This is a genomic window from Bacillus sp. NPDC060175, from assembly GCF_042728695.1.
GTDB lineage: Bacteria > Bacillota > Bacilli > Bacillales > Bacillaceae_G > Bacillus_A.
The window spans coordinates 1-4,438 of record NZ_JBHWYR010000160.1; the positions used below are offsets into that span (position 1 = coordinate 1).

General features: G+C 30.1%; 2 protein-coding genes and 2 pseudogenes. All 4 read right to left on the bottom strand.

Annotated elements, in window-relative coordinates; genetic code table 11:
* Positions 1-651: pseudogene (locus ACFWDE_RS29975) on the bottom strand (GGDEF domain-containing protein); the annotation flags it as partial.
* Between the two features lie 626 nt (positions 652-1,277).
* Positions 1,278-2,510, bottom strand: coding sequence for an N-acetylmuramoyl-L-alanine amidase (locus ACFWDE_RS29980; RefSeq protein WP_377896329.1), 1,233 nt, complete (start codon positions 2,508-2,510; stop codon positions 1,278-1,280).
* Positions 2,511-2,958: 448 nt separating this feature from the next.
* A pseudogene (locus ACFWDE_RS29985) lies at positions 2,959-3,200 on the bottom strand (Ger(x)C family spore germination protein); the annotation flags it as partial.
* A gap of 83 nt (positions 3,201-3,283) precedes the next feature.
* Positions 3,284-4,231 carry a DNA-binding domain-containing protein gene (locus ACFWDE_RS29990; protein ID WP_002135401.1) on the bottom strand — a complete coding sequence of 316 codons (948 nt, stop codon included), beginning with the start codon at positions 4,229-4,231 and terminating at the stop codon, positions 3,284-3,286.
* Positions 4,232-4,438 lie beyond the last annotated feature (207 nt).

Below are 4,438 nucleotides of genomic sequence, written 5' to 3' on the forward strand. Positions count from 1 at the left end.
GTCCGTAATAGCCAATCCAGTTAATACGAGAATAAAAATAAATAATTTACTTTTCGCATTAAAAATAGCTGGTCGAAAGATCAGGCTAATTCCTAGTAAAAGAAGCAATAAATCTATAATCGGAAAAATAAATGAAAGAAAAACATCTCCAATTGATAAGAATAAGATATTTGCAGAAGGTTTATTAAATAGGTACCACTCTAATGTAAAAATAGCAGTAACAACAATACATAAATCACAAAGTAAATACGCCTTTTCCCACTTGTTACATTCCATAATGATTTTATAAAAGAATGCAAAGAGAAAGAAGAATAAGAAAAACAACAAAAACACATCAGAGATATTAAAATTTTGTATTGGTAATTCTACATTAAGCACTTGAAAAGCGGATATAAAATTCCCTATCAAGAAACACCCTATTGCAATAGTAACGCAAACCCAGAATACTCCTAACTTAATTTTTCTGGATAATATAGAATACAGTAATGAGATAAATACAGTAGTTTCAACAACTAAGGATGATAGTCGGATATTAAAATCTGATACGAAATATTGATTTGGAAAAACAAATAAAAATATATAGCAAAAGCTTATATAGAATATTAGAGCTATTGTTAATAAGATAAATTGCCAATGTGAATGTTTAAGCAATATATTCACCTTCTTAAGTCTTTCATCATTTTTAAAAATTTGTATCTAATTATTATTCATATTATGACCATTTCAAAAGATTTCTTTCAAAATAAAGCACCCTTATATTACATCTGCAGATATTTAAAAATTCCATAACAGGAATTACAACAAATATCTGCAGCTATGTCCTTAACAATATCAATTATTGTTATACGAACTATTTATGCAACAAGTTGATTTAATAGCTAATTAGTTTAACGAATGTTTTCTTTGAACTAATTAGATACTGCCCATCTGAATCATATAGCTTAACTATTTTCAAATTAAAATTTCACGTAAAAATAATGAATGTAGGTGTATGCCTCTATCTATTTTTTGTGATGTTAAACAAAGAAAAAAACCCTAAATTATTTAGACATGAAAGTACCTACAAAATTTCTAATAGTAACTATTTATCGTTTTTTATTCATAACTTTCTATAGTATTTATTAAGGATGCTAATTAAAACACCGACTTATTTATAATCCTTAATAAGTCGGCACCAGTATACACTATAAAACTAAAACACATTACAAATAACAAAACTATACTTTAGCAATTTATAAATTTCATATTCCTAGAATTACTAAACTTTCTTTTACCTATTACAATCTATATTCAGATACATTATTTCCTTTCCATTCATAATAATCTAAAATCCCTTCATAAATGGCTTCTGCTGCAATCTGTCTGCCTTTTGCCGTAGATAGTTTACTGTAATCGATACCATTATCTATAAAAGCCAGTTCCGTTAACACAGCTGGCATGTCGTTTTCTCTTATAACATGAAGATCTCCATGTTTAACGCCTCTATCACGTGTTTGAAGAGCCTCTACTAAACGTGTTTGAATTTTTTCCGCTAACACACGACTTTCTTCCACATGAGGATTTGTTTTTTCGGATTCAGAAGATTTATAGTAGTATGTTTCTGTCCCTTTTGCATTACCATTAAAAGCATTTGCATGAATGCTTATAAAGATATCCCCCTCATTTTGCTTAGCAAATTTAACACGTTCCTGTAAAGAACTTTTTTGGTCATGTCCAGGTCTAGTATCAGATTCACGAGTTAGTAAAACTGTAAATGGTGTATGTTTTTCGAGCAATTGTTGTAGGCGTAAGGAAGTGTCTAATACGATTTTACTTTCAGGCAATCCTTTTGTGGACTTTCCAGGATCTGCACCACCATGTCCAGGATCAATAATGATTGTTTTACTTTCTAAAGGGTTTTTCGGACTGTATTGAAGGGTATCTGTTTTTGCAGTAAGTTGTGCGGCTTCTGCACGTGTTATGAATTTATTTGGTTGCCAACCGTTATCTGTACCAACTGAAATTTTTAAATCAATTAAAATATTGGCGAACTTTTCACCCCAATGTCCTTTTAAATCTTCAAATTTACTTTGTCCATTACTATTTGTTCTATCTTGTAGCTTATATGCATTTACTAACATTGTTGCCATTGCAGCACGAGTAACTTTTCCAGAAGGATTAAATATTCCATTTCCTTCACCTTTAATTATTCCTGCTTTTTCAGCAGCAGCAATATACGGCGTTCCCCAGTGGTTTTGTGAATCTGTAAAAGATGGTTTTGCATTTAAGTCAATATGTATACCAAGGGCCTTTGTCATAATTGTTGCCGCAGAAGCCCTATCTAATGTATCACTTGAACCAAAAGTTCCATCTGGATAACCACTCAATACTTTTTTATCAACTAAATAATTAACGGATTTGTCAGCCCATGCAGGAACATCTGGGAATTTATGAGTATTTGCAAATGCACTAGATGAGTAGGATAGTAGACTTCCAGCAAGAATTCCTGTAGCAATTAATTTGTATTTCAAAATGTAACACCTCTAAAAAATTATTACAACTTGGTAAATATATCATTTATAGTTAATCTTTAAATAATACGACTTAGAATAAAGAATAGATTAAATCCGCGTTATCCCTATATTAAAGATACCAAATACAAATCGAACTATTATTCCGAAAAGAATCCTGAGACATACACTTATAGATAGAAACTATTAAATATATTCACCAACGTCGTGTAACCAGTATAGTTACTTATATGTACGAGTGTCAATTAAAAAAAACTTACATTTTTGTAAGATAACCATGTTAATTATGTAGTAAGTAATTATTATATAACGTGAATAATTACTCGGTATAATAAAATAGTAATCTTATATTTTAAACAAATATTAATTATCTTGGTAGGCAAATAACTTATAACAGCCACCTTTTTGGCTATGCTTTGGAATCCTACTTTACTCTTCAATTCTCCGTATTAAAAGTTTGTTGATGAAATGTAATAACAACTGTACGATTATACAACTTATTCACCTCAATTAAATCAGTTAAATATTGAGGAAGAGTCGGTTTATCTTTAAAATCATTATGTATTAAGTCCTTTCACAGTGACAATACGCATATTCCCAGTATTTTTCTGATGACAATACTACAAAGTAAGACCTAGCTCCTTCCTTTTGTAAAAATTTTTGATTTACTAAAATTAATTGTAACTTTTCCTCTGTCCGAAACAATTCCATACAAAACAAAAGGGAAATACATATACACTATGTATCTCCCTTTTATTTTGTACCCAATTTTTTTATTGTGTTACGGTCATAACTTGTCCACTACGGTCAACCATAATTTTCATTTTTCCGTCTTGAGCGTTATATAACCCTAGCTTATGTAGATCTTGTTTGCATTCTTTTACAAAGTAAGGCAATGTGCGAATTTGATCGATATCAGAGCTCGTAATAAAATGAATTAAATGATGCGTCATCTCTTTAATATCATGAACGAGTTCTTCCTTCTCTCGTTTTAATCTTTCATTTTCAGCTCGTAATGAATGTAATTCACCTTCAAGACCACGTGCATTCTTTTCATCTTTTGAACGCTCTGCTGCCATACTGGAAAGCTTATAGATTCCCTCCATGAACTGATGCAATTCGTGTTCTTTCTTGTCACTACATTGACTAATTGTTTCAAAGTTATCCACGATGCCAGATATAACTGTTACGAGGCTTTTTTCATCATCTTCATTTCGAACGTCTTCAATTACTTCCTGCTTACTTTCTTGTTTTGTCTCAGCAATTGTCTCTTTTACAGGTGCATATTTACGTTTTCGCCCCGGCTTTTGTTTTTCAATATTTTCAAACGGGATTTCTTGTTTTTTTAATTTATAATACGTATTTTGCAATTGACTTTCCGTTTTTCGAAAAAGATTCAATTCATTTTTACTAACATATTTTGAAATATTTGCGATGTTTAAGCCATGACGTTGACAAAATTGATACACTTCATACAATAATTCTAGTTCAGACTTCAACCAAGTAATCGCTGATTTTTCATATTCTCGCATACCGCCATTTTTTTCTATATCTATTTGAAATAATACCATTCTATTATATAAATCGATTAGCTCTTCATACCCGATTTGGAATTGTTTCTCTATTTTTTTAAATTCCGCCTCTAATTTCATATCGTTCGTTTTATTATTTGACATGTTTTGTAAAAGACTTAATACATTGATTGCTGTGTGGTGATACATAATATGTGTCACTCCCCCTCATCCTTTCACAATTCTCATCTGACTCCCATGTCTTTTAAGAAAATAGAAATTTCTACATATCCATATTATAACATTTCAAAATTATCTGTCAAATAATTAACATACAAAAAGTTATGAAAAGTCTATAAATAATAGAAAATTTTTTTGAGAAAATATTAAAAAATGCAATACAACATAATATTATAT

Bases quoted from the DNA above. Each gene is read 5' to 3' on its own strand.
- ACFWDE_RS29990 (WP_002135401.1), bottom strand. From the start codon at position 4,231: ATGTATCACCACACAGCAATCAATGTATTAAGTCTTTTACAAAACATG.